At 66.6% G+C, this 20,658-nt stretch carries 6 protein-coding genes; 4 read left to right on the top strand and 2 right to left on the bottom strand.

The window, feature by feature from the left end; all coding sequences use genetic code 11:
• Positions 1–74 precede the first annotated feature (74 nt).
• The 3 genes from ABD974_RS13275 to ABD974_RS13265 all read left to right on the top strand — a co-directional run bounded on the left by ABD974_RS13275 (position 75) and on the right by ABD974_RS13265 (position 17,565).
• On the top strand, positions 75–15,314 hold the full coding sequence (locus ABD974_RS13275) for a putative Ig domain-containing protein (protein ID WP_345303816.1): 15,240 nt from the start codon (positions 75–77) through the stop codon (positions 15,312–15,314).
• Positions 15,308–15,952, top strand: a complete 645-nt coding sequence (locus ABD974_RS13270) for a GAD-like domain-containing protein (protein ID WP_345303815.1) — start codon at positions 15,308–15,310, stop codon at positions 15,950–15,952. Before ABD974_RS13275 ends, ABD974_RS13270 begins: the two co-directional genes overlap by 7 nt.
• Before the next feature lie 77 nt (positions 15,953–16,029).
• The gene (locus tag ABD974_RS13265; protein WP_345303814.1) at positions 16,030–17,565 is read left to right on the top strand and encodes a B12-binding domain-containing radical SAM protein; all 1,536 of its coding nucleotides are present in this window, start codon (positions 16,030–16,032) and stop codon (positions 17,563–17,565) included.
• A 4-nt stretch (positions 17,566–17,569) separates the two neighbouring features.
• Here the strand turns inward: ABD974_RS13265 and ABD974_RS13260 are convergent, their stop codons facing one another.
• Positions 17,570–18,085, bottom strand: a complete 516-nt coding sequence (locus ABD974_RS13260) for a hypothetical protein (protein WP_345303813.1) — start codon at positions 18,083–18,085, stop codon at positions 17,570–17,572.
• A gap of 79 nt (positions 18,086–18,164) precedes the next feature.
• Between ABD974_RS13260 and ABD974_RS13255 the strand changes: the two genes are divergently transcribed.
• Entirely contained in the window at positions 18,165–19,115 is a 951-nt protein-coding gene (locus ABD974_RS13255; RefSeq protein ID WP_345303812.1) for a 5'-nucleotidase, read from the top strand.
• 370 nt (positions 19,116–19,485) lie between these two features.
• On the opposite strand, the gene ABD974_RS13250 is transcribed toward ABD974_RS13255, so the two are convergent.
• Entirely contained in the window at positions 19,486–20,652 is a 1,167-nt protein-coding gene (locus ABD974_RS13250) for a DUF4785 domain-containing protein (protein ID WP_345303811.1), read from the bottom strand.
• Positions 20,653–20,658 lie beyond the last annotated feature (6 nt).

Here is a 20,658-nt window from a genome sequence, read left to right as displayed (position 1 = left end):
CCTAAACTTGTCCGCGCCCACTGCGGAATGCATGCGAAACCCGGGCCACTGCGTCCGGAGAATCCGATGCATTCATGGGAATCGCGCAGATGGTCGCTGTCTACACGGGTAATGGGCTGGGTCTCTTCAACACGTCGCTGACGCAACTCGGCAATGCCGGTGGCGGTCGGATCGGGCAGGGCGCATCGAGCCAGTACGTCAATCTCGCGACCGGCAATCTGGTCGTGCAGGATCTCGACGAGAGTCTGCTGGTGCGCGGCTTCGGTGCCAGTCTGCTGCGCACCTACAACAGTCGCGGCACCGTCGCCGGCCAGGGCCAGGACGGCTGGATCACCGGCTACGAGCGCAGGCTCTCGCTCAATAACACCTTGAATACGGTGGGCAGCACGATGGTGTTGACGACCGGCGATGGCCAGACTGTCGCCTTCGCCTGGTCGGGCACCGCGAACCGCTATGTCTCCACCGCCGGCGACGGTGCGCACGACACCTTGACCTGGGACGGCGCGAGCGCGACCTGGACGCTGGTGGAAGGCGGTTCGCAGCGCGAGGAGCAGTTCGCGAATCATGCCGACCCCCTCCTGCAGGGGCGGCTGCTGCGGATCCGCGATCTGCGTTCCGACAACGGCGTGCCGGCGCAGTACGACGTCGTCTACGACGGCGCGGGCCGGGTGTCCGAAGTGCGCGCCGTGGATGGCGCCGGTGCCGCCGGCGATGCGATCGTGTTCGGCTACAACGGCGCCGGACAATTGGCGACGATCCACACCCGCGAGAACGGCGTCCTGCGTTCGCAGGTGAGCTACGGTTACGAATTCGCCGACGGTTCCGGCCGTCTGGCGTGGGTGCAGACCGATCTCACGCCGCAGAACGCGGGCGACAACACCTGGGATGCGACGGTTCCGGGCAACAACGACGGCAAGCGCTTCCGCACCGCTTACACCTACGTCAGTACGGTGGCGAGCGACCTGCGCATCGCCACGATCAACACCGGCGATGGCGTTTCCGTCGCCTATGCCTACGAGGCCGATGGCAGTGGTGGATATCGGGTCAAGTCGGTGACGCTCGGCGGCGGCGTGGATTCACCGGCACAGACCACGACCTTCACTTATCGCGGCAACGCGACCGATGTCGTCGACGGCAATGGTCGCACTTGGACCTACGAATACGACGCCGATCGCCAGCTGACGGCGGTGATCGATCCGGCGATCGACGGCCTGCGCAGGAAGACCGAATATCGCTACGACAGCGCCGGCAATCTGACCCGCATGTTCCAGGCGCCGTTCGCGGGTGCCGCGGCGCAGCTGGACACGACGTTCGAATACGACGTCAACGGCAACCGCACGCTGCAGCGCGACCTGCTCGGCAATACCGTGACCTGGACCCACAACGCCGCCAATCAGGTGCTGACGGAAAGTCGCTACACCGTCCCGGCGGTGCCCGGTCAAGGCAAGGCGACCTACACGCCGCCGTCCGGAGAGCTGTCCAGAAAATACGTGTACGACAGCCGCAATCGCCTGCGCTTCGAGATCGATGCGACCGGCGCGGTGCGCGAGCTGGTGTATGCCACCAGCGGCAACGGCGTCGGTCAGGTCGCCAGCGAGCGCCGCTATCTCGGCGAGGCCTATACGGGCCTGCTCGACGAAGCGTCGCTCAGCGCCTGGGCGACGAACGCGACCGCGATGCGCCGCGCGAACAGCGCGCTTACCGTGTACAACTACGACGGCAAGGGCCGGCTCTCGCAGGCCGTGAGCTATGCGGCGGTGTCCGCCGACGCCACCGGCAACGGTGTGCTGGATGCGGCGACGTCGATCGTCAACCACGTTTACGACGCCCAGGGCCTGCTGCGGCAGAAGATCACCGTGCACGGACCGTCGCGCACCCTCGCCGGCGCGCCGCCGGCCGGCAGCGAGGTGGTGGACTACGTCTACGACGGCATGGGCCGTTTGCTGAGCGTACTGAGCCGCGATGCGTCCACCGGCGCGATGCCGGATGCGATCGCCGATCCTTCGGGGCATGCCGCATGGCTTGCCGCCAACGACGCCGCCACCGTGCTGACCACCTATGCCTACGCCGATTCCGGCCGTCAGGTCTGGACCACGCTCGACAGCGGCCTGCTGCGTCTCGATCAGTACACCCGCACCGGCCAGGTCGGCATCGTCACCGAATTCGACACCGTCAATCCGGTCGCGAACCGCTACACCTACCATTACTACGACGGCAAGGGGCAGCTGCGCGGCAGCCGCGACGCCAGCGGCGGCATGCGCTATTTCTTCTACGACGACGCTGGCCGTCTGACCGGAACCGTCGACGAAACCGGCGCGGTGGTGCGCACCCGCTACGACGACATGGGACGTGCGGTGGAAACCGTCGCCTACGCCTCGCGCGTCGACACCACCGGCTGGCTCTCGCTGGTGAAGGGCGGCGCGACGACGGTCGTCAAGGACCGGCTGCTGTTCTCGCTCACCTCGCCCAAGCCGGGCGATGCCGATGTCTGGGTGCATCTGGATGCGGCCAACGATCGCAGCCTCCTGCGCAGCTACGACAGCGCCGGTCGTCTGGCCACGGAAACCGATGCCGCAGGTCTGGTGACCACGTACACCTACGACGGCGCCTCGCGCCTGATCGCGACGACCATCGCCAAACCCGGCGACAGCAGCGTCGTGCCCCGCAGGACCCGGATGTTCCACGACGCAGAGGGACGGTTGCTCGCAACGCTCGACGCCGCGGGATATCTGGTCGAGACCAAATACGACGCCGCAGGCCGCGCAGTCAGGACGCTCCGTTACGCCACCGCCGCGCCCGAGGCGCTCCGGCTCACCGGAACCCTGACGGAGTTGCGCCCCTCCGCGCCCGACGCTGCGGATCAGGTCACACGCCTGTTCTACAACGCGCGCAACCAGCAGATCGGCATGCTCGACGCGGAAGGCCATCTCACCGAGTTCGCCTACGACGAGGCCTACAACCTGCGCGAAGTGAAAAACTACGCCAAGCGGCTCACCGGTCTCAACGGCGAAGAAAGCCTGACGACCCTCCGCAATGCCGCGTTGCATCAGCCGCCGGCGGAGGCCTATCGCACCACCCGTCGCAGCTACAACGCGTTGGGGCAGTTGACGGTCGAGCTGAACCACGAAGGCACCGCCACGCGTTATCTCTACGACGATGCCGGCCGTCTGGTGAAGACGCAGTCGGCGCACGCCACCAGCGAAATCCGCGAAGGCAATCTCCGCTACGACGTGTTCGGCAATCTGATCGGCGAACTGTCGGGGCAGGGCTCCACCCATCTGCTGCCCGGCATGACCGAGGCGGAGATCGATGCGATCTACGCGCAGTACGGCGTGCGCCACAGCTACGACCTCGTCGGTCGCCGCATCGAAAGCATCGATGCCGCGGGCAACAAGACCTGGTATTTCCACGATGCCGCCGGCCGCGAAACCTTCGTGGTCCGCGGCATGCACGACGGCAACGACATCCAGAACGCGAAGGGCGAAGTCGTCGAGACCCGCTACAGCACGTTCGGCGAAGTCGTCGACAGCATCGCCTACACCGGCAGGATCACGCTTGCGGTCCCGGGCAGCCGGGCCAGCGCGCAGTCGGCGATCTCGGCGCTGACCTTCGGTGGTGCCGACAGCCGCGCGCAGTTCCGCTACGACACCCGCGGCCTGTTGAGCGAGCGGACCGATGCCGAGGGCTACCGCACGCTGTACGCCTACACCGCATTCGGCCAGCTGTGGACGCAGCAGGATCTCGAAGCGAACGGCACCGTCCGTCGCACCGTCACCCATACGTACGATACGCGCGGGCTGCTGACCGGCCAGACCGAGTCCGGCAACGCGCTCAGCCGCAGCATCGGCGCGATCCACGATGCCTTCGGTCGGGTCACGACCCGGATCGATGCGCGCAACAACACGATCACGCTGGCTTACGACCGCCTCGGGCGGCTGGTGTCGCAGACGGCGAACAATGTCAGCGGCCGCAACGAGGTCGTCGGAATGGCCTACGATGCGTTCGGGCGCACGATCGAGCTGACCGACGCGACCGGCCGGACCACCCGCTACGAATACAGCGACAACGCGCGCAGCATGGTCACGATCACGCCCGAGAACGTGCGCGTGACCACCCAGCACAACCGTTTCGGTCAGATCTTGACGGTCGCGCAGACGCTGCCGGACGGCAGCACCGCCACCACGACCACGACCTACGACAAGGACGGTCAGGTCGTCGATGTGATCGATCCGCTGGGACGCATCGACCATCGCGATTACGATGCGCGCGGGCTGCTCGTCGCCACGGTCGACGGTTCGCAGCGCCGGGTCGAGTATCGCTACGATGCCGCGGGCCGCATGCTGCGCCGGATCGAGGATCCGGCCGGCCTGGCGCTGACCACGACCACGACCTACGACGGTCAGGGTCGCGTCACCGACATCGTCGACGCGAGCGGGCGCGCGACGCGCCTGATCCACGATCGCAAGGGCAACCTCACCGACAGCATCGCCGATCCGAACGGCCTCGCCCTGCGCACGACCTGGACCTGGGACCGCGACGGCCGCCAGTTGACGATGACCGAAGGCGCAGGCACCGCCGCCGCGCGCACCGTGCGCTACGGCTACGATGCGCTGGGTCGGCGCACCACGGAGACCGTCGATCCCGATACGCTGAATCTCGTCACCACCTACGATTACGACGCGAACGACAACGTCACCCGCCGCACCGACGCCAGCGGTCGCGTGACCCGCTACAGCTACGATGCCGCGAACCGCCTGCGCTTCAGCGTCGATGGCGCGGGCGGCATCGCCGAACTCGCCTACGATGCTGCCGGTCGGACCACGATGACGCGCAGCTACGGTGCGCTGGCGAACATCGCCGGTTTGCCGGCGGCGCCGACCGAATCGGACGTCTCGAATCTGATCCTCGCGCAGTCACTGCGCAACGACGCGATGGACGAGACGGTCTACACCGTCCACGACCGCGACGGACGCGTCGCGTTGACCGTCGATGGCATGGGCGGCGTCATCGCCTTCGCGTACGACAGCGCGGGCCGCGCCGTCGTCGAACGCCGCCATGTGCAGAAGGCGACGCTGACGACCACGCTGCGCGACCGCCTGCGTGCGGGCACCGCGACCGTGGCCGATGTCGCCGTTGCGGCGGACGCGAAGGACATGCGGGTCCGCCAGGTTTACGACGCGGCCGGGCAGGCGGTGTTCACCGTCGATGCGGTCGGGGCGGTCGTGCGCACGCATTACGACGGTGCCGGTCGCATGGTCGCCCGCGTCCGTTACGCGACCACGGTGAACCCCGCGCTGGTCGGCGACAGCACGAGCACGACGCAGCTCGCGACGATGCTCGTCGACAACGCCGCCGATCAGGTCGAATACTTCGTTCACGATGCCGCCGGCCGTCTGCGCTACACGCTCACCGGTGCCGGCACGCTGGCCCAGACCACCTACGATCAGGCGGGCCGGGTGTCGCTGTCGCGCGCGTTCGCGGTCACGATGAGCGTGAACGCGGCCCTGCGCGCGAAACTGCTCGCGGGCACCGCGCTCGAGTCGGATTTCTCGACCTTCGTCGCCGCCAACATCGGCACCGCGCGCAGCGCGTACAGCGTGCACGATGCTGCGGGACGCGTGCGCTTCAGCGTGACCCGCGCCGCCACCGGCGTGGGAACGGTCGCCGAAACGCGCTACGACGCGGCCGGTCGCGTGGTGTCGACCCTGCAGTACGGGGCGATGGTCGCCTTCGATCCGACCGATACCGAGAACGAACTGACTGCCGCGCTGTCTTCCGTGGAATCACGCGCGACTCGTTTCGTGTACGACAGCGCGGGCCGCCAGCGCTTCGTGCTCGACGCCACCGGTGCGTTGACGGAAACCCGCTACGACGGCGCCGGCCGGGTCACGGACGCCATCGCCTACGGACAGCGCCCGCCCGTGGCGACGACCTCCCTGTCGGGTCTGTCCGCATGGGCGAACACCCAGTCCGCCGTCGATATCCGCCGGACAGTATCCGTCCATGATGCGGCCGGTCGCCTGTTCCAGGTCAAGGATGCGACCAACCACACCGAAACCTACGGATACGACGGTGCCGGCCGTTTGAGCACCTACAGCGACCGCAATTTCAAGATCTGGGCATACCAGTACGATGCCGCCGGCAACCGGATCTCCGAATCCGGCCCGCCGATGCAGATCGCGCGGGTCGCCGCCGACGGCAGCCTGTCGCTCGATACCCGATCGCTCACCACGCTCTACGCCTACGACGGCATCGGCAATCTGCTGTCCAAGACCGAAGACGCCGGCGCGCCGGTCGCGAGCGAGCGGCGAACCACCGAATACGAATACGACAGTCGCGGCCATCAGATCCGCACCGTCTTCGCCGACCCGGGCGCGGTCGACCCGTCGACCGGCGTGATCGCCCTCACCGGCACCCGCCCCGCGATCGAGATCGTCTACGACGCGCTCGGTCAGGCGGTGGTGCAGAAGGACACGCGCGGCCACTACAGTCATCGGGTTTACGACGCGCTGGGCCGATTGGTCCACGAGATCGATCAGGAACGCCAGGTCACCACGTACGCCTACAACACCTACGGCGAACAGACCCTCGTTCGCCGTCATGCCAACGCACTCGGCAACATCGCCGGCTGGAGCGAATCGCAGCCGATCTCGCTCGCGCAGATGCAGGCGGGCGGCACGCCCGCGGCGAGTGTCGACGATCGCAGCGTCATCACCCAGTACGACGCGCGCGGACTGAAGACGAAGGTCGAACTGTCCACGGTCGCCTACCTCACCGGCAGCGGCGTGAGCGCGACGGGTACGCCGACCACCACCTACGGCTACAACGCCTACGGCGACCAGGTGACGACATCGACGCTGCTCGAAGGCGTGCCCGGCAGCGGCAGCGAGCAGTGGGCGACGGCGTATCGTTACTACGACGCGCTCGGCCGCAACACGCTGACCGTGGACCCGCTGGGTTACGTCACCGAAACCGAGTACAACGCGACCGGCGAAGCGACGAAGACGGTCGAGTACGCGCGTGCGCTGACCCAGATGCCCGATGTCGCCGTGCGCCCGGGCGTGCCTGCGCCCGGCGATGCCACCATCGGCGCCGACCGCATCACCCGCTGGACCTACGATGCGGTCGGGCGCAAGGCGACCGAGACCTCGGTGCGCCAATACCGCCGGCCCGACGGCAGCACCGGCAGCCGCGACGTGACCTCGACCTTCGGCTACGACGGCGAAGGCCGCGTGACCTCGCTCGTCGACGAGACCGGCACCACCCTCACCACCTACGATGCGCTCGGCCGCGTCAAATCGGTGCAGGAACCGCTGCGCCGCGTCGTCGGACAGAGCATGGATGCGATGCTCGGCAGCAGCACGAGCCAGGATCTGAACTCACCGCTGCTGTACGAAGAGCGTTCGCCCTACACCACGATGGCGTACGACGCCTTCGGCAATGCGGTCGAAGTGCGGCGTTTCGCCAACGGCAGGCCCGAGGGCTCGACGCCGATTCCCGACGACGCCCGCGACCAGATCCAGCGGATGCGCTACGACTACCAGGGGCGGGCGGTGTGGATGCGCGACGGCGAGGGCGCGGTGGTCACCCGCAGCTTCGATGCCGCCGACAACGTCACCGGGGTGCGCTACACCCTGACCGGCAACGGCGGCCGCAGCGCGACCGTGCAGATCGTCAACACCTACGACAAGACCGGGCGCCAGAAGACCACGCTCACGACCCGCGATCTGCTGCTCAACGGCGTCGCCCAGGGCACCGTGGTCGATACCGGCGAGACCGTGACCTACAACGCCTTCGGCGAGATCGCCACGAAGACGATGCAGGGCCTCAGCGGCACGCTGCTTTACACCTATGATGCCGCCGGACGCATGACCGGCTCGAACGAGAGCGGCGCCATGCGCGAGTTCGGCTACAACCTCGCCGGGCACCAGGTCTACGCGAAGCAGCGCGCCTTTCTGTCGACCACGGGCGGCGTGGACACGGTGGTGGATGCGATCACGCGCACCCGCGTCGACAAGCTCGGCCGCACGCTGCAGGTGATCCTGCCGTCGCACACCGCCGAGGTCACGACCACCAGCACCCTGACCCAGACCGTCGACCGCTGGGGCAACGTGCTGCGGATCGTCGATACCCGCGGCTATCAGACGGATTACGAATACAACAGTCTCGATCAGCTGGTGCGCGAGATCCGGCCGCTGGTGAAGGTGGTGGGCGAGAACGGCGTCAGCGAATGGCGACGCCCGGAGAACCTGCGCTATTACGACGCGCTGGGCCGTCTGGTCGCGACCCGCGACGCCAACGGCAATCTGCGCACCACCGAGTACGACGCCACCGGGCGCATGGTGGCGTCGAAGGACGCGTACGGCAACGCGACCCGATTCGCTTACGACGCCTTCGGCAACCAGCGCGCGACACAGAACGCGCTCGGCTATCTAACGTTCAAGGAATACGACCGTGCGGGTCGGGTCGTGGCCATCGGCGACTACATGCCGATGGCCGACGGCGCGACCCGCGGCAAGTGGGCGATGCAGGTTTACACGCTGAACGAAAACGGCGATCGTATCCGTGTCACCAATCCCTACACGTTTGCATCGAAGTACGACTACGACAGCCGCGGCCAGCTGATCCGCAGCGAGACGCAGATGGGCGTGGTGATGGAGTACGCCTACGACGCCGCCGCGCGCAAGACGCTGGAGCGCAATGCGCTGTCGCTGGCGGCGAATGCGCCGACCTATGTCGATCGCGAGAGCGAAACCGTCCGCCTCGATGAGTCGAGCTGGAATTACGATGTCTTCGGTCGCCTGATCGATCACAACAATCTCAGCGGCCGCGACAGCGATTACGAATACAACGGCGAGTCCGGCCAGTTGCGCCGCGAGACCGGTGCGGGCGGACAGTCCCTCGGTCTGCCCATCGGCGCGCCCGCGGCCGATCGCAAGGTCAGCTACTTCGCCAACGGTCGCATCCGCGAAATCGTCGAAGGCGCGACGATCTACCGCTACGAATACGATGCGGCCGGCAACAAGACCCTGGAAGAGGTGACCACCACCGACACCTATGGCCTGCAGGTGCGTACCCGCACGCGCACGACCTACGACAGCCACAACCGGGTCGAGCGCGTCGTCCAGGACGATCTGAACGCCAACAAGCGCATTTTCGACCTGATCACCGAATACGACGCCAACGGCAACCGTCGTCACGTGCGCGCGGCCTCCGGTTTCGGGCCCAACGTCGACGGCATTCCGGTCGTCAACAGCGCGCCGGTGGTGGCCCGTCCCGTCGACGATCGCACCGTCCGCAAGGGCATGACGTCGGAGTTCCGCCTGCTGTTCAGCGACATCTTCCGCGATGCCGAGCAGAACGCGCTGACACTCGGCATCGCCCGCGGCGACGGCAGCGCATTGCCGTCCTGGCTGCAGGCGGCACACGATCCGGTGACCGGCGAGGTCGTGTTCGTCGCCAATCCGCCGGCGAACCTCACGGACCAGGACATCGTGGTGCGGTTGACCGCGACCGAGACCGGCAATCCCGGCAACACCGTGAGCACCACCTTCACGGTGCGGGTGCGCACCAATACCGCACCGGTTCGCATCGCATCCGGCGATATCGCGGTGCGCGCGAAGAGCGGGCAGCCGTGGGCCATGGATCTGGTCGCCACGCAGTATTTCCGCGATGCCGACGTGGGCGACGTGCTGAGTCTGCTCATCGAGAACGGTCTGCCGACGTGGGTCAGCGTCGATACCGGAACGCCTGGCGTGATCCGCCTCAGCGGCACACCGCAGGGATCGGCCACCTTCGTGCTGCGCCTGCGCGCCACCGATCAGTTGGGCGCGACCGCGGTCCAGCAGTTCAACATCACCCATGCGCCGAATTCGGCGCCGACCATCGTGGCGACGCCCGCGCCGGTGGATGCCATCCTCGGCCGCCAGTTCCAGTGGACCCGCGATCTGCCGCAGGTGTTTTCCGATGTCGACGGCGATCGACTGCAGGTCGCCGCCGAACTGGCCGACGGCACTGCCTTGCCCGCCTGGCTGTCGTTCCAGTATCTGCACGATCAGGCGACGCCGCAGATCCTGTTCGACGGCAACGTCCCGACGAGCGAAGTCGACGGGCGCGTCTACAACGTCCGGCTGACCGCCACCGATGTGGACGGCGCGGCCGTCACGACCATCCTTGCGGTCCGGGTGTTCGCCAATCGTGCGCCTGCGGCGACCGCGGGCATGCAGACGCTGTCCTTGCGGCAGCTCGACAATTTCAGTCAGACCTTCCCGATCACCGCGTTCTTCAACGACCCCGAGCAGGATGCGCTCGACCTGACCCTGCAGACGCCGGTGGGCTCGCCGTTGCCGGGCTGGCTGAAGATGACGGTCAACCACGCGGCGGGAACCGTCACCTTCTCCAGGATCGCCGGTACGATGCCGCCGGTCGGCACGTTCGCCTTCAGTGTGCGTGCCGCCGATGCCGCCGGCCTCTCCGGTACGAAAAACTTCTCGGTCACGGTCGCCGCCGACAGCGCCCCCGTGAGGACGGGCGTCCCGTTGCCGGATCAAGCGTTGCCGCGTGGCCAGACCTTCAGCTTCACGTTGCCGGCTGGCCTGTTCACCGATCCCGATGGCGATCCCGTGAGTCTGCGGCCGAGCCTGATCGAACAGGGCATCGAGGGGGATCCGGTCGGCTTTTACGTGAACTATCTGCCCTTGCCGGCGTGGATGAACTACGACGCCGCCACGCGGACCTTCAGCGGCGTGGCGCCTGCGAACCAGACCGTGCCGATCATGCTGCGGATCGTCGCCGAGGACGGGCGTGGACTGAATGCCGACGTGGACGATGAGTTCATCGGCGCGGCGAACGATCCCGCCGATGGCGATATCCGCATCACCTTCACGACATCGAGCAATCACGCGCCGGTCGCGCCGGCCGTGCAGACGCAGACGGGCACGCTCGGCACCTTTCTGTCGCGGACGCTTCCGGTGTTCACCGACGCCGACGGCGATTCCCTGACCTACAGCATCAGCGGCTTGCCGAGCGGACTGAACTTCGACGCCGCCACGCGCATCATCAGCGGGACGCCGACGACGACGGGCACCTGGACGGTCACCTACGGCGCCAGCGACGGCAACGGCGGTGCGGCCAGCGTCGCGTTCTCCTTCACGATCGGTACGTCGTCGGGCAACGGTGCGCCGTACGTGAACATCCCTCTGGAGGACCAGCTCGCCGAGACTGGAACCAATTTCGAATACCAGTTCCCCGTCGATGCGTTCCTCGATCCGGACAACAACGCACTGACCTATACGGCGACGCGGAATGGCGGTACGGGCGTCCTGCCTGCGTGGTTGACGTTCAACGGTATGAACCGGACATTCTCCGGCATGCCGACGGGCGCCGTGACCCAGACCTTCACGATTCGCGTGACCGCGACGGATCCCGCGGGCCTGTCCGTCTACAGTGAGTTCACGCTGACCAAGTTCGGCGGCGGTGGCTCGCTTGTCGACGAATCCGAAGGCGGGATCTACAGCTTCGACATGGGGGCCGCGGAAGCGCCCGACGACGGCAAGGGCGGCGATGGCGCCGGTGAGGCCGGGAGCGGTGGCGAGACCGGCGAGATCATCATTGCGCCGATCGGGGCCGCGACCACCAGCGTGCCGGTCCAGATCAAGGACGAATGGTTCCTCTACGACGCCGAAAACCGGTTGAAACTCGTCGGCGGCCGCCTGGTCGATCCGGGGACGGCGGGCGCTTACATCGGACTCGGGGCGAATCCGGCCGAATCCTACGGTTTGATGTACGACGCCGTGGGCCAGGTGGTCGGTCGGTTGCTCAAGACCAGCCAGCACGACATCGTGTATCGCACCACCTACGACCTGCGCGGTCGCAAGCAGTACGAGTTCCATGCCGAATATCTGGACCCGGTGAATTTCGAGTTCGGCGGCATCTCGAAGCTGTACACCTACGATGCGCTGAACCAACTGGACAGGACCTACAGCTTCTACCAGAACGGTACCGAAGTCGCTTCTCCGCTGGATGGCGAAGGCTACCCGCTGCATGCGCCGATGAGCGTCGCGGGCTGGCTGTCCGATGCCGAAATCTTCCATTACGACGCGGACGGTCGCCTCGCGGTGCATGTGACGCGCCGACGCGAGGGCGGACTGGCAGGCATCCACTGGCGCGAGCCGGGCACCTTCGACGAGAACGCCGAACGCACGGACATCAATCTGTTGGCGCCCGACAACTGGGTGCAATACACCGACGCGAACGAGAACAGCGGCTACGACGCGCTGGGGCGCGTGCGCATCTACCGTTACTGGTCGGCCACCATGAACGCCGCGATCCATACCTTCACCAGCAGCTACGAGGGCTGGGAGACGTATCAGGAGAAGACGGTCGCGGGCAGCAGCACCAACACCAGCTACAAGCCGACCACCAACACGCTGACCTACGATGCCTTCGGTCGCCTGACGAAACAGGTCGAGCACACCGAGTACCAGACCGCGATCGACGACCGCGTGCGCGCCTACAGCTACAACGGCGACGGCCGCGTGCAGACCCGCCGCGAGGGCACGATCCACAACAACGTGTTCACGCAGACACCGGATACGACCGGCGCCCGCGACAACTATCAGTTCGTGCATGCCGCCGGCCAGCAGCAGGCCGAACTGCGCGAAGGCGGTCAGATCCGCAACAACCATTACGTCTACAACACGCCGCAGATCCAGACCCTCAACGGCCGCGGCAACTACGCCGCGGGCGGCGGCACCACCGTGGCGCTGCAGGGCGAGACCCTGCAGTCGCTCGCGCAGCGCGTCTACGGCAACAGCAGCCTGTGGTACGTGCTGGCGGACGCCAACGGCCTGTCGAACCCGGATGCCCCGCTCACCGCGGGCACCCAGCTCAACACGCCGCAGGTGAACGTCAACGCCAACGACGCCGGCACCTTCAAGCCCTACAACCCGGCCGAAGCCATCGGCTCGACCACGCCGGGTCTGCCCTTCATCACGCCGCCGCCGAAGCAGAACTGCAACGTGCTGGCGACCATCCTGATCGTCGTGATCGCGGTGGTGGTGACGGTGTATACGGCGGGTGCGGCGGCGGGGGCGATGGGCGTGACCGGAACGACGGCGACCGGCGCAGCTGCGACCACGTCTGCAGTCGGGGCCAGCGCGCTGGCAGGAGGCGCTGCGGCCGGCGTGAGCACATTGGGCGTCGCGGTCGGCAGTTTCGCAGCATCCGCCGGCTTGGGTGCGACGTTGGCGATATCGGCAGGAATAGGTTCGTTCGTGGGGAGCGTCGCCAGTCAGGCGATCGGCAGTCTGACGGGGGTGAGCAGCTTCAGCTGGCGGACCGCGATCGCCAGCGGGCTCACGGCGGGCACCGTGTCATTCGCGGGATCGGCCGGGATGACCGGCGGCATCGCGGGCGCGCTGGGCGGCAGCGACTACGCCAGGGCTGCCGCGAGTGCGGTCGTCGGCAACGTCGCAGGCTATGCGGCCAACAGGGCGGCAGGCGTCCGGAATACGTCCTTCAGTTGGCGCAGCGTCGCTGCGAGTGCCGTCTCCGCGGTCGTCACCAGCGCGGTCGCCGATCGCTTCGGCCTTCAGCCCGATTTCGAGGCGGCGCGCTTCGACCCGATGGCGAATTTTGGTACCGATCTTGGCTCAGCATTGATCGGCGGTGTCATCGGGTTGCACACGCGTCGCGCGTTCGGCTTCGACGACAGGGTGGATTACCTCGGTCTTGCGGCGAACGCGATCGGTACCGCGACCGGCAACGCAGCGGTGAACGGGATCGAATACGCCAGGGAAACGCGGCGGATCGAGGCGTATCTGCGCAGCCTGGAGCCGCAGCGTCAGGCCAGCCTCTCGATGATGTCCCTGTCGTCCGATCAGTCCGACGCCGGTCTGTTGACGCTCGATGATCTGGTATCGGTACTGGAAGCCATTTCGGGGGCGCCGCGCGCAGAACCTTCTTCCGGCACCCGCGTATTCGACCGCGACGCGCTCGACAATGAGTTCTCGTCCGCATACGGCGCGGTCACTTACGAGGAATTCGACCGGCACGAGGCGCTGAAGGCGCTCTTGAGGAAGGCGGATTCGTTCCTGGACGGCGATATGCAGCTTGCGGCCGTATTCGACCCGGCGATGACGCTCAAGGACAGGTTGGCGGATGCGATCCGGATCAGCGGCGGATACTTCGATGTCGATGTGGGCATCAATCTCATGCAACAGATCAATTCCGGTGCAGACGCCGTCGATCTCACCTACGCGCGTGCGCAGTCGGAACAATATCTCGACAGCGTGGCCCGGGCAGGCGTGAGCAGGAGCGAGGTGATGGCTGCCATCGGGCCTGCGGGAATCCGCTTCTATTCCGATCAGGTCTACAACGCTACTCGGGAAAGACTGGTCGCACAGGAGGTCAACTCGTTGAGGGCTTCGGACAGTCTGCTTCCGGGCAATCTTCAGATCAAGGAGCAGGGATTGATGCGCCAGGTCGAAAGCGCCATCAATCGTGCTTCGATCGCCGGCCTGGTCGCGGACATTCCGGTCATGGCGCTGGGTATTGCGCTGAGGGTCGGGGCGACGAGAGCCGCCTCCAAAATGCTCGCAACGAATCATGTCGAAGCGGGCGGCGGTAGCCTGATCATCGACGGTGTCGCGCTGGATCAGGCGGCGCTGCAAGGGCTTGCGAAAGACTTGGGCAGCCAACTGCCGACGATGAAAGCGTCTTTGGCGGCCAATGGCGGCAAAAGCGCCGGCAAGCCGGTCGTTCTGGAAACAGTGAATGTGAAGCCCTTCACTCCGTTGGATGGCCCGGCTCTACAACACATGTCCGCATCGGAGAGACGCGCTTATCTCACCGAATACGCCAAACAATTGAATGCCCAGCAGGACGCCATCAACCGATTGAGCGTCGAGCAGTATCTGAAGGCGCGGCAGGCATATATCGATCTCGGGCGGAATCCCGCCGCCAAGAAGGCCCAGGAGCAGTTCGCCAGAGCGTTCGAGAAGGAAATGCGCAGCAAGATCTTCAAGGAGATGGTCAACGACGGCATGCCGGTGGCCCAGGCCAAGAAGGCTGCCACCGCTCGCGCTGCGGACATCAGATCGACCTTGGCTGCACTGCATGAGCCGGATATGGTGGCGGGAGGCTGGTTGAGCCCCTTGCCGGTGCGTATGGGTCTGTCGAATGTGAATTCCGCGATCGGCGCGAGCTGGAACGGGCGATTGGGAGCGATCGATCAGTGGGCGAGAACGGCGATGGCGAACGGATACGGATCGAGCAAGATGAATGTTAGACTTTCGATCAATGGCAAATGGTAGACGCGACCATGATGGATGAGTTTTTTTCTCTGTTCGTCGAAGAGTTCGGTGCGCCGAACTCGAGCCGTCCCGTGCCGGATGACAGATTCGCGAAGTACGGCGGCATTCTCCCGGAATGTCTCCTGTCTTTCTGGAGATCCTGCGGATTCGCCTGCTTTGGTGGCGGTCTGTTCTGGATGGTCGATCCCGAGGACCATGTCGGGCGTGCGCAGGACTGGACCCGTGGCATCCCCGATTGGGATGGAAAAGCGCTTCATGTCTTCGCGAGAACGGCATTCGGAGATCTGTATGCCTTCGAGCCGGAGAGCGGGCGTGTGTTGAGCGTGTACTGCATTTCCGGGTTGCTGATGACGGAACGCCGTTCGCCCGCGTCCAGGGCCGACGGCGAAAAGTCCGTTCGCTCCTTTTTCGCGATTTCGAATCCGGAAGATTTCGACTTCACCGACGAAGACGATGTTCCGTTGTTCTCCCGCGCGCTCGAAACGCTTGGCGCATTGAACGCCGATGAGGTCTACGGTTTCGAGCCGTTGCTGGCTTTGGGAGGGCGCGCGTCACTCGATCATCTTAGAAAGCTGAGAATGGACGTGCACCTGGATATCCTGAGGCAGTTCTCCACTCCGACCCTGCGCATGGTATAGGCCAGACGGCGAGACGGCAGCGCTCATCTGTCGTCCCGCCACCGCCGGTCCGGCCGGGCTGAAGATACAATCCCCGGATGACCGACATCCTCCTCTCCACCCTCAACGCCCGCTATTCGCATGCCTCGCTGGGGCTGCGGTATCTGCGGGCGAATCTGGGCGATCTGCGCGAGCGCTCGGAGATCGCGGAGTTCGTGATCGGGCAGAAGACCGAGGAGATCGTCGAGAAGATCCTCGCCAAGCGCCCGCGCATCCTCGGGCTCGGGGTCTACATCTGGAACGTGGAGGAGAGCACGCGGCTGGTGGCGCAGCTGAAGGCGGTCGCGCCGGAGCTGTCGATCGTGCTTGGCGGCCCGGAAGTGAGCTACGAGGTCGGTGAACAGCGGATCTGCGCGCTCGCCGATTACGTGATCACCGGCTGGGGCGACGTGACCTTCGCCGAAGTGGCGGGGCAATTGCTGGCCGGCGAGGCGCCGCATGCGCGGGTTATCCCGGGACGGCAGGCCGAGCTGAAGGATCTGGTGCTGCCCTACGACGAATACACCGACGAGGACGTGCGCCAGCGGCATCTCTACGTCGAGGCTTCGCGCGGCTGTCCCTTCAAGTGCGAGTTCTGCCTGTCGTCGCTGGACAAGACCGCCTGGCCGTTCGAGCTGACGCGTTTCCTCGCATCGCTGGACGCGCTGTACGCGCGCGGCGTGCGCCAGTTCAAGTTCGTCGATCGCACCTTCAATCTCAAGGTCGACACCTCGCTGGCGATCCTCGATTTCTTCCTCGGCAAGCTCGATGCCGCGCCCGAGGATCCGCCGTTCGTGCATTTCGAGCTGATTCCCGATCACCTGCCGGACCGGCTGAAGGGCGCCATCGCGAAATTCCCCGAAGGCACGCTGCAGTTCGAGATCGGCATCCAGACCTTCGATCCCGAGGTGCAGACCCGGATCTCGCGTCGCCAGAACGACGACAAGGCCGCCGCGAATCTGCAGTGGCTGCGCGCGCACTCGAAGGCGCATCTGCATGTGGATCTGATCGCCGGCCTGCCCGGCGAAAGCGTGGAGAGCTTCGCGCGCGGGTTCGACCGGCTGGTGGCGCTGGCGCCGCACGAGATCCAGTTCGGCATCCTCAAGCGACTGCGCGGCGCGCCGATCGCCCGCCACACGCAGGCGCACGATCTCCGTTTCAATCCCGATCCGCCGTACAACATCCTCTGCACCGACGTCATCGATTTCGCGACGATGCAGCGGCTCTCCCGCTTCTCGCGCTACTGGGACATGATCGCGAATTCCGGTCGATATCCGCGCACGTTGCCGCTGCTGCTGGCTGACGCGCCCTTTCGTCGGTTCCTGGCGTTCAGCGACTGGCTGTATGCCGGCATCGGACAGACCCACGCCATCGCCCACGAACGCATGGTCCATCTGCTGCAGAACTTCCTGACGAACGAGGGCGGCTTGGACGAAGGTGTCGCCAACCAGGCGCTCATCGACGATTACCGCGGACAGGGCGGGCGTTCGCGATTGTCCTTCGAGGACCCGGATGCGGCATTGCCGCTGCCCATGCCGAAGAAGAAGGGCCACACGCCGTCGCGCCAGGCCCGGCACCTGCAGGGACGCGCCTAGCGCTCTACTTCACGCTCCGCGATACGCGCCGCGGTGTCTGTCGTGGCCACAGCAGACCCTCGCCGCAGTACACGAGCACCGGCCACGGCACATCGGACAGCATGACGGCCTCGACCTCGTGGCTGCCTGCCTCCGGCGTCCAGTCGGGCGAGGTCGCGAACGCCATGTCCCACCCGCGCGGATCGGCGTGCAGCGTGACGATGCCGTGGGGCGCGGCCCCGTCGTCGTCCTCCTCGCGCAGGCGCAGCGTCGCCGGCATCCGACGGCCGCGGCGCGTTCCGGCGGCGGCATGGCGCAGGTGCGTCGCGGAGGTCCATGCCGCGAAGGCGACCAGTACCGAACAGCCGCCGACGAACAGGCACAGCACTTCGAGGGTCTGGTCGTCCGCGTGGCGAAAGCCGGCGAATGCCGCCACCGCGATCAGCAGCGAACCGGGCAGCAGGCCAGCGAGCATGCGGGATTCGCCGATGCTGCGGAGCCGTCGTTCCTGCTCGGCCAGCGTGGCGGGAGAGCGGGCCATGGCGACTTCCATGCGGACGTTGGCGCAGAGCGTATCGTACGTCGCACATCCCGAGGCACTCTTCCTGCACACTACCGGCATGAACGCTGTCGATGTCCCGCAACCCCTCGTCATCGCCATTTCGTCCCGGGCCCTGTTCGACCTGGAAGAAAGCCATGCGCTGTTCGAGCGCGAAGGCGTGGATGCGTTCGCCGCCTATCAGCGCAGCCGCGAGGACGAAGTGCTGGCGCCGGGCATCGCGTTCCCGCTGGTGCGCAAGCTGCTGGCGCTGAACGTCGCCGCGGACGAAGGTGCGGCGGCGGATCGGGTGCCGCGGGTGGAAGTGATCCTACTGTCGCGCAATTCGTCCGATACCGGCCTGCGCGTGTTCAATTCGATCCAGCACCACGGGCTGGAAATCCGGCGCGCGACGTTCACCTCCGGCGCACCGACCTGGCCCTACATCAAGCCGTTCGGCGCGCATCTGTTCCTCTCGGCGGATGCCGAGGCCGTGCGTCGCGCGCTGGAGCACGGCATCGCCGCGGCGACCTTGCTGCCGGCGCCGGCGGTCGTACCTTCGGGCGACGGCGTGTGGCGCGAACAGATCCGCATCGCCTTCGACGGCGACGCGGTGCTGTTCGGCGACGAGAGCGAGCGGGTCTCGCGCGAGGGCGGTCTGGAAGCCTTCGCCCGCCACGAGCGCGAACGCGCGCACGAGCCGCTGTCGGGCGGGCCGTTCCGGGCCTTCCTCGACGCCCTGCACCGGTTGCAGGTGGCTTATCCGATCGAAACCTGTCCGATCCGCACCGCGCTGGTGACCGCGCGTTCGGCGCCGGCCCACGAACGCGTGATCCGCACCCTGCGCGAGTGGGGGATCCGTCTCGACGAGGCGCTGTTTCTCGGCGGCCGGCCGAAGGGGCCGTTTCTGCAGGCGTTCGGTGCCGACATCTTTTTCGACGATTCGCCGCACAACATCGACTCCGCGCGCGAACACGTCGCTGCCGGGCATGTGCCGCACGGCGTCGTGAACCGGCCACCGTCGGACGACTGAGCGCCCGTTCGACATCTTCCGATGGCATCGGCAGCGCCGCCTGATCCGTCATCGGAGCCCTGTGGGAGCGACGGAAGTCGCGAGTGGCTGCGGGATTCCAACAGGTGAGTGGCAGATCCCTCTCCTCGGAAAGCGTCGCGACTTCCGTCGCTCCCACAGGGGTGTTGCTGGCTTCGATGCAGGCTCGGGTTCGTCCGGGTGTATTTGTACGAGAGGCGAGTGGGATGCTCTCCGGCCATTCAGCCGGCTCGCCAGGATCCCTGGCAGATGCCGAGGCCTGCGCAGCGCTACTCCTGCTTGCAGCGAGACGTCCGGAAACGACAAGGGGCCTTTCGGCCCCTTGTCGGTGTTGCTGCCTGCGAACCGTGCCTCAGCGGGCGCGGCCCGCGCTTTCGCGGCTTTCCAGCGGCGCCATGCGCGACTGGTCGTTCAGTTCGAGCTGACGCACTTCGAACGGCGCGCCGTAGCCCTGCGGCAGGTGGCTGCGATCGAACTGCAGCACCAGCATGCCGTTGCCGCGCTTCATCCACGCGGCGCTGTGCGCTTCCGACACCGGGCGCAGCACGCCGTCCGGCGCGGTGGCGAACAGCGTGCCACGGGCTTCGTAGCGGCCCGGCGAACCGGCCTGCACCGGCAGCGCCATGCGCATGGTCCTGGCGTTGAACGCGAACACGCCGTTGAAGCGGGCGGTCGGCGCCGACACCGCGAACGCGGTGCGCGCGTCGCGCTGGATGCCGCCGGCGTCGGCGAACACTTGCAGTTCCCACAGGCCCGGGGCGGTGCCGACGTTCGTGGGCAGCTTGACCTTGGCGGTCAGACCACCGGCGCCGTCCGCGGCCATCGCCACCGGCCAGCTGCGGCCGTCGGGTGCGACCAGCAGGGCTTCGGCCTGCAGTGCCGACGAACGCTTGCCGGCCTGGCTGAAGTCGACGTCGAAACGCAGGCTGGAGCCGGCGAGGGCGTGGTGACGGTCGGCGCCGGCGCGCAGCACGTCGGTGCTTTCCGGCTCGTACACGTGGACCAGATAGGTGCCCTGGGCCTTGGGGACGCGGACGGTGTAGGTGTCGGCGCCTTCCTGCATCCCGAGCTTGGCGATGACGGTGCCGCTCTGCACGTCCATGCCGGCCTTGGCCAACTGGGCGTCGGACGCGATCGACTGCAGCTTCGCGGCGCCGCGGCTGCCGTTGATCTGCAGTTCGTCGGTGCGCAGCCCGCGCGAGCCGGTGGTCGGGCTGATGCGGATCAGGCTGCCCGGTGCGGAGGTTTTCAGCTGGACGCCGCGATCGAGTTCGGCGGCGTCGACGGTCTCCCAGTATTCGCGGCTCTGCGCGACATGCGGCGCGGGTGCCTGCATGGCCTGCATGGGATCGAGCTTCCATGCGAAGGAGACCGGGGCGCGTTCGATGTTCGCGGACGGCGCGGGCAGGGCGACGACGCGCGAAGGCGCCTGGTCCTTGCCGCCGGCGGGACGCAGCGGCTGCGCGGCGACGGCGGAGAAGGAGACGAGTGCGAGGGCGATGGCGATGGAAAGTCTCATGGCGTT

This window comes from Lysobacter hankyongensis (assembly GCF_039543145.1).
Classification (GTDB): Bacteria; Pseudomonadota; Gammaproteobacteria; order Xanthomonadales; family Xanthomonadaceae; genus Lysobacter_I; species Lysobacter_I hankyongensis.
The sequence above is the reverse complement of the archived record's forward strand: the minus strand, read 5'-3'. Positions and strand labels throughout refer to the sequence as shown.

Bases quoted from the DNA above. Each gene is read 5' to 3' on its own strand.
- ABD974_RS13275 (WP_345303816.1), top strand. From the start codon at position 75: ATGGGAATCGCGCAGATGGTCGCTGTCTACACGGGTAATGGGCTGGGT.
- ABD974_RS13270 (WP_345303815.1), top strand. From the start codon at position 15,308: ATGGTAGACGCGACCATGATGGATGAGTTTTTTTCTCTGTTCGTCGAA.
- ABD974_RS13265 (WP_345303814.1), top strand. From the start codon at position 16,030: ATGACCGACATCCTCCTCTCCACCCTCAACGCCCGCTATTCGCATGCC.
- ABD974_RS13260 (WP_345303813.1), bottom strand. From the start codon at position 18,085: ATGGCCCGCTCTCCCGCCACGCTGGCCGAGCAGGAACGACGGCTCCGC.
- ABD974_RS13255 (WP_345303812.1), top strand. From the start codon at position 18,165: ATGAACGCTGTCGATGTCCCGCAACCCCTCGTCATCGCCATTTCGTCC.
- ABD974_RS13250 (WP_345303811.1), bottom strand. From the start codon at position 20,652: ATGAGACTTTCCATCGCCATCGCCCTCGCACTCGTCTCCTTCTCCGCC.